Raw genomic sequence first — 6377 nt, forward strand, 5'->3', positions numbered from 1 at the left:
TTTGTCTGATCCTGTTGCACAACCAGCCAATGCAATTGACGCTTTGCAGCAAGGCGGTGTAATTGTTTACCCAACCGAAGCTGTTTTTGGTCTTGGTTGCGATCCTGATAACCAAGCTGCGGTTGAAAAGCTTTTAGCCATCAAACAACGCCCTGTAGAAAAAGGCTTAATTTTAATTGCTGACAATTATGGCCAGTTATTAAAGTATGTAGATGATGCCAAAATCCCGATGGATAAACGTGCTGATATCTTTTCACAATGGCCAGGTGCTATCACTTGGGTGATGCCTGCAGCAAAAGAAACGCCAAAGTGGCTAACAGGCCAGTTTGATACTATTGCGGTACGTGTTACTGATCATCCAACGGTAAAAGCCCTGTGTCAGCAATTTGGTAAGCCGTTGGTGTCAACAAGTGCAAACTTAACCGGTCAAGAAACGGTAATGACTATCGCACAAGCGAAAAGCGAATTTGCAGACACAGTAGATTTTTATGTTGATGAGCCGTTAGGTGGCAACAGCCAACCAAGTGTGATTAAAGACGCAGCGACCGGTAAAGTATTTAGAGGATAAACATGCAAAGCGAGCTACTCGAACAAGTTAAAACCTATTTAATGGCCTTACAAGATACAATTTGTCAGGGCCTTGAAAATGCTGACGGCAAAGCAAAGTTCGTTGAAGATAATTGGCAACGTGCAGAAGGCGGCGGTGGCCGTACGCGTGTTATCCAAGGTGGTAATGTCATCGAACAGGGTGGGGTAAACTACTCGCATGTGTTTGGTGCTTCGATGCCAGCATCAGCAACAGCGCATCGTCCAGAGCTCGCTGGTCGTAGCTTTCATGCATGTGGTGTGTCATTAGTGATCCACCCTAATAATCCACATATTCCAACTAGCCATGCCAATGTCCGTTTCTTTATTGCCGAAAAAGAAGGCGAAGAGCCAATTTGGTGGTTTGGTGGTGGTTTTGATTTAACTCCTTATTACCCTGTTTTTGAAGATGTACAACATTGGCATCAGGTGGCTAGCGATTTATGTCAGCCATTCGGTGCAGAGGTTTACGATAAATATAAAAACTGGTGTGATGATTACTTTTATCTAAAACACCGCAGTGAAACACGTGGTGTTGGTGGCTTATTCTTTGATGATTTAAATGAGCTTGGCTTTGAACAAAGCTTTGCCTTTATGCAGGCGGTAGGAAATGGTTTTTTAGATGCTTACCTTCCTATAATTGAGCGCCGCAAAGACACGCCAACAACCGATCAGCAACGCGATTTCCAACTGTATCGTCGTGGTCGTTATGTTGAGTTTAATCTTGTTTGGGACCGCGGCACATTATTTGGCTTACAAACAGGTGGACGTACTGAATCAATTTTGATGTCGATGCCACCATTAGCTCGTTGGGAATATAACTATGTACCTGCTGCAGATAGCCCAGAAGCTAAGCTATATCAGTACTATTTACGCCCGCAAGATTGGTTAAATAGCAAAGAATCTGATTTAGTTGCACGTCAATGGCTGCTTTAATCAAGTATTGAAACCACTCGAACCAACATTGCGTTGTCACCCTCTACGAGGGTGGCAACACTGTCACTGCTAGGCAGCTCTGCCAATACACTAAATAGCACTTCTGCTTTTAATATTTTTAGCTTATCAGGTGTTGTATCAATAGGTGCGCTAACCTGTGTTAAGCATTGACTGATATCACAGGCATAGAAATCAAGTTTCACCTCAAAATATTCAGGGTGCTGAATAAGCTTATCAAAACCACCAACAATACTTTGTTCATACTTATCGCTTTGTGAGGTTTTACCTTGGCTGAGAAGAGATTGAGCAATCTGTTGAATATCATCCTGATAAATATATTGATCAATCGTGCTTAGTTGATCAGCAGTATCGTTAACGCTGTGCTGATAGGTAAATAGTAACGCCGCAATAACCCCAATACAGACTAAAAGAGTTGTTAAAAATTTCATTTAAACATCCTTATTTACTATGAAATGCATATAACAACTCTAGCAGTTGCACGAAAAGCGCGCAATTTAGCTTAATTTAAAGCGTCTTACTTGCTCATCAAGAGAACGAGCTAACGACAACAGCTCTTCGCTGACTTTTTGGTTTTCATGGGCATCGACTAATGAGTGCTCGGCATTGTCACTAATTGCAATAACGCTCTGGTTAATTTCTTCAGCCGCGAGGTTTTGCTGTTCAGTGGCATCAGCAATTTGCACGTTAAGTTGGTTTATCTCACTCATTTGTGAAGAAATATCACGTAATGCTTTAGCTACTTGCTTAACTTGAACTGCTCTTTCGTCTGCTTCTTCGCAAGAGTTATTCATGGTATTAACGGTTTGTGCCGCTTCACTTTGTAGCTTGTCGATAGTGCGGCGAATTTCATCCGTTGAGTCATGAGTGCGGGTCGCTAAAGTACGTACTTCATCGGCTACCACAGCAAAGCCTCGGCCAGCTTCACCAGCACGAGCCGCCTCAATGGCTGCATTAAGTGCAAGTAAGTTTGTTTGTTCGGCAATGCTACTGATCACCTCGAGTACTTTACCAACGTCTAACGTTTGGGTTTGCAGTTGACTTACTTGCTCGGCAGCTGCTCTAACATCTGCCGCAAGTTGATTAATACTTTGCTCAGTGTGCTCAGCAACATGTAAGCTTTGCTGCGCAAGTTGATTACTGTGCTCTGACTTTTCAGATGCAAAATGGGTGGTGTTTTTAACTTCGCTTGATGAGCTTTCTAATTCATTGATGGCGGCAGCGACCGAATCTGTCCCTTGCTTTTGCTTTAAAATCGCTTGCTCGGTAGCATCCGCTGAGGCATAAATGCTTTCGGCAGAGTGGATCAATACCTTAGAAGAATGAGAAACTTGAGCAATATTATCTTTAAAAGCACCAATCATGTGATTAAAGCTGGTGGCAAGAGAACTAAGCTCGTCATTATTACTGTCGTCTACCGTGAGGCTTAAATCTTTATTGGTGGTTGCCAAGTGCATGGTATGGCTAATGACTTTTAAGCGTTTGATGAAAATTTTTCTAAACATCACTGCTAGTAGTGAGAAAGCCGAAATGAAAATAGCCGCTAATAGTAGCGTGTTCATTAAGGTGTTTTGCGATACTTCTTGCTCAATATCAGCCAGCGAATAACTAATTTTTACTACACCTAACACATCGCCTTCTTGTGCTTGATGGCAGCCTAAGCAGTTTGTTCCTTTATAATCACTGCGAGCAAACATAGGCTTTAGATAAGTCATCGTACTTTTTTGATTATCAATAAATAGTGCTTCAGTGCCTGTTAGTGCATTTCGCTCAGCATCGTTAGTCGCAACTTGGTTGGCATTTCCTGGCCCATAAATTTTATTAACGATTGGACTACGTATGATATGAGCGTCTTCAATATTAGGATGACTTCTTAATTTAGTACTTAGAATTTCGCGATTAGCCATAGTGCCTGTCAGCATCATGGTATTAATAGAATCAAAGTAATTATCGGCAAGCAGTTTTATGTTGCTTTCAACGGTATCTCTTGCTAATTCATGTTGTTGCTGGGCACTACTAAATATACTGGCAAATAATACCAATACGCCTGTTAGTGCTAACAAGGCATAAATTTTAAATTGGATAGACTTCATTCGACGACGCTTTTTCTAAATTAAGGAAAATTTATTATCTTTATTTAGAAAAAGCGTACATTGATATAGCGCAAAGCTTCGTTAGTTTTGATTGATCATATGGCTGGCGAGTTGCGATAACGACTGTCTTAACCCTTCGCGAAGTAGTGGGTTATCAATCTCGATATCAAGCGTTTTATTCATACAATGCATCCATTGGTCACGTAGGTCTTGATCAATAGGGAAAGGCATGTGACGCTTTCTTAGCATTGGGTGACCATATTTTTCAACGAATAGGTCAGGACCGCCCAGCCAGCCAGATAAAAACTCAAAGAAGACTTGGCGAATTCTATCTAAAGGCTGCGGATGCATATCATATAATGGTTTGGCGTATTCATCTGTGGCCATTATGTCGTAAAATCGATTTGCAATTGCTCGAGCTCCTGCTTCACCGCCAATAATTTCGTAAGGTGTTTTTTCTGGGGTAGGTGTTTCAGGCGTTGGTTTCGATTTAGAAAAAAGTCGTTTAATCATAATATTAATAAAGCTCTACAGGGCGAAGAGGTTGCTTCACTATGGACAAATACGCGGTTTTTGGAAATCCAATAAAACATTCGAAATCACCCGCAATACACGCACAATTTGCTGCATCATTAAACGAGCAAATACAATACAGCGCCATTTTAGCACCAACAGATGCATTTGAAAAAACTGTCGCTGAGTTTTTCGCTGCTGGTGGTAAAGGGGCTAATGTCACTTTGCCGTTTAAAGAGCAAGCGTTTGCCATGGTCGATGAACTAACAGAGCAAGCGAAAATTGCTGGAGCCGTTAACACTATTAAACAGCTTGACGATGGCAGCCTACTGGGTGATAACACCGATGGTGTAGGACTTGTTAAAGATCTTTTAGCTAATAATGTCACCTTAAAAGGGCAGCGAGTACTTCTTATTGGCGCCGGTGGTGCAGCGCGAGGTGTCATTCAGCCATTATTGAATGAGCATATAGAAAGCTTAACAATAGCCAACCGTACCGCCGAAAAAGCAAAGGCGCTAGCGAGTCATTTTAATGGTGAAATAAATGTGCAGGGCTTTGCTTTAAATGATATCCCAGCAAACAACTATGATGTGGTGATTAATTCAACCTCAAGTAGTGTAACAGGAGACCTGCCGGGTATAGCTGAAGACCATGTTGCTAAGTGTCTGTGCGCTTACGATATGTTTTACGCCAATGACGATACCGCATTTATCAGTTGGGTTAAGTCGAATAACCCAACATGTTTAACACTCGATGGTTGTGGCATGCTAGTTGGTCAAGCAGCACAAGCTTATTTTGTATGGCGCAATAAAATGCCAGAAATTATTCCCGTTGTTACCGCGCTTAAAGCAGGAGAAATTGCGTGAATCAAGCTATCCAATTTATAGACAGACTCGAATTTAAGCCTGAAGAAAAGCAGTTGGTATTTTTTGCCCAAGTAAGTGGTTTGATGGTGGAGTGTGTTATTGATACCAGCAAGTATGATTTTGCAGATCAAAGCAGTGCGGTTAATTACTTTGAATCTTATCGTTTCGATTACGAAGAGCTCGCCGAGCAACTGATCGAAGATGAGCAGTATAACTCGGCAGGACAAATTGAATTAACCGAAGTGTTTTAGCCCTCAGCTAAGTATTCATCTTTAAGCTGAACATAATTATCAGCAGAGATTTTTAAAAAGGCGCGCTCTTGCTCTGTTAAAGGGCGAGCCTGTTTAACAGGGCTACCTACATAAAGGTAACCAGACTCTAAACGCTTGTTAGGTGGTACCAGTGAACCACCACCAATGATCACATCATCTTCAACAACTGCGTTATCCATTACTATTGCGCCCATACCAACAAGTATACGATTACCAAGTTGGCAACCGTGTAGCATAACCTTATGACCAACAGTGACATCATCACCAATAATAAGAGGGTAGCCATCGGGGTTTGACTTAGAGGCACGAGTTAAATGTAAAACACTGCCATCTTGAATGTTCGTACGTTCACCAATACGTATATAGTTAACATCACCTCGCGCAGCAACAAGAGGCCATACACTTGAATCTTTACCAAGCGTAATATCACCCACTAAAACCGATGACTCATCAATATAAACACTATTATCGTATGTCGGAGTGATCCCTTTATAAGAACGGATAGTCATAAATTCACCTTTTAATTTTAAAATGCGCTCAGTCTAGTGTAACAGCGAAGCAAATAAATACACCCAAACAGGCCTAAATTGACTGCAAAACACCCAGTTTCAGGGTGTTTAGTTCAAAAGCTGAGCGAACAGTACATTTTTTTAAATTTTATTGAAAAAAGTGCTTGCGTAAAAAATCCATCTCCCTATAATGCGACCCCACTGACACGGCGGGCAGCAACGAAAAGCGCTGAGCAAAGTGACACAGAGTTAAGTGAAACTTCGGTTTCAAATAATCGAAAGAAAGTTTGAAATTAAGTGTTGACTCGAAAAATTAAGGATGTATTATACGCATCCCTAGCGACAAAGTCGCAACGTTCTTTAACAATATAAAGCAATCATCTGTGTGGGCACTCGTACAGATTGAGTTCTAACAGCGAAGCTTAGTTTACTAAGTAACGCAAGCAAATTTAGAGTCTCAATTGAACTGAGTGACCAACGGAAACAAGTTTACTTGTTTCAGCACAGTCAATTCGATATCGAAAGATATCAAAATTCAGAATTCATTGAGCACGAAACTTCGGTTTCAAAAAACTTTTAATTGAA

Annotated in this window: 8 protein-coding genes; 4 read left to right on the forward strand and 4 right to left on the reverse strand. The window is 41.2% G+C overall.

From position 1 onward, the window contains the following. Nucleotide 1 precedes the first annotated feature (1 nt). Both WA256_RS18510 and hemF read left to right on the forward strand, forming a co-directional pair. A complete protein-coding gene (locus WA256_RS18510; RefSeq protein ID WP_062564610.1) occupies nucleotides 2–568 on the forward strand; it encodes an L-threonylcarbamoyladenylate synthase in 567 nt (188 codons plus the stop codon). Nucleotides 569–570: 2 nt separating this feature from the next. Further along, nucleotides 571–1521: an oxygen-dependent coproporphyrinogen oxidase gene (hemF, locus tag WA256_RS18515; protein ID WP_335992808.1), complete on the forward strand. Its 951-nt coding sequence runs from the start codon at nucleotides 571–573 to the stop codon at nucleotides 1519–1521. On the opposite strand, the gene WA256_RS18520 is transcribed toward hemF, so the two are convergent. From WA256_RS18520 to WA256_RS18530, 3 genes are all read right to left on the reverse strand, one after another. After that, a complete protein-coding gene (locus WA256_RS18520) occupies nucleotides 1518–1970 on the reverse strand; it encodes a hypothetical protein (RefSeq protein WP_063529458.1) in 453 nt (150 codons plus the stop codon). The two genes, hemF and WA256_RS18520, sit on opposite strands and share 4 nt — an antisense overlap. A 66-nt stretch (nucleotides 1971–2036) precedes the next feature. Next, nucleotides 2037–3632, reverse strand: a complete 1596-nt coding sequence (locus WA256_RS18525; protein ID WP_063529457.1) for a methyl-accepting chemotaxis protein — start codon at nucleotides 3630–3632, stop codon at nucleotides 2037–2039. A gap of 81 nt (nucleotides 3633–3713) precedes the next feature. Next, nucleotides 3714–4145, reverse strand: a complete 432-nt coding sequence (locus WA256_RS18530) for a group II truncated hemoglobin (RefSeq protein ID WP_054554758.1) — start codon at nucleotides 4143–4145, stop codon at nucleotides 3714–3716. A gap of 41 nt (nucleotides 4146–4186) precedes the next feature. Here WA256_RS18530 and aroE point away from each other — a divergent pair, with 41 nt between their 5' ends. Both aroE and WA256_RS18540 read left to right on the forward strand, forming a co-directional pair. Then, entirely contained in the window at nucleotides 4187–5011 is an 825-nt protein-coding gene (gene aroE, locus WA256_RS18535) for a shikimate dehydrogenase (protein ID WP_063530508.1), read from the forward strand. After that, entirely contained in the window at nucleotides 5008–5262 is a 255-nt protein-coding gene (locus tag WA256_RS18540; RefSeq protein WP_054563787.1) for a DUF1488 domain-containing protein, read from the forward strand. Before aroE ends, WA256_RS18540 begins: the two co-directional genes overlap by 4 nt. Here WA256_RS18540 and WA256_RS18545 read toward each other — a convergent pair. Further along, nucleotides 5259–5792: a gamma carbonic anhydrase family protein gene (locus WA256_RS18545; protein WP_063529972.1), complete on the reverse strand. Its 534-nt coding sequence runs from the start codon at nucleotides 5790–5792 to the stop codon at nucleotides 5259–5261. The two genes, WA256_RS18540 and WA256_RS18545, sit on opposite strands and share 4 nt — an antisense overlap. Between the last annotated feature and the right edge of the window lie 585 nt (nucleotides 5793–6377).

It is taken from the genome of Pseudoalteromonas sp. CH_XMU1449-3, assembly GCF_037027245.1.
Classification (GTDB): domain Bacteria; phylum Pseudomonadota; class Gammaproteobacteria; order Enterobacterales; family Alteromonadaceae; genus Pseudoalteromonas; species Pseudoalteromonas shioyasakiensis.

What these genes read in the sequence shown, in the direction of transcription:
- hemF (WP_335992808.1), top strand. Translation starts at nt 571, where the DNA reads ATGCAAAGCGAGCTACTCGAACAAGTTAAAACCTATTTAATGGCCTTA.
- WA256_RS18520 (WP_063529458.1), bottom strand. Translation starts at nt 1,970, where the DNA reads ATGAAATTTTTAACAACTCTTTTAGTCTGTATTGGGGTTATTGCGGCG.
- WA256_RS18525 (WP_063529457.1), bottom strand. Translation starts at nt 3,632, where the DNA reads ATGAAGTCTATCCAATTTAAAATTTATGCCTTGTTAGCACTAACAGGC.
- WA256_RS18530 (WP_054554758.1), bottom strand. Translation starts at nt 4,145, where the DNA reads ATGATTAAACGACTTTTTTCTAAATCGAAACCAACGCCTGAAACACCT.
- aroE (WP_063530508.1), top strand. Translation starts at nt 4,187, where the DNA reads ATGGACAAATACGCGGTTTTTGGAAATCCAATAAAACATTCGAAATCA.
- WA256_RS18545 (WP_063529972.1), bottom strand. Translation starts at nt 5,792, where the DNA reads ATGACTATCCGTTCTTATAAAGGGATCACTCCGACATACGATAATAGT.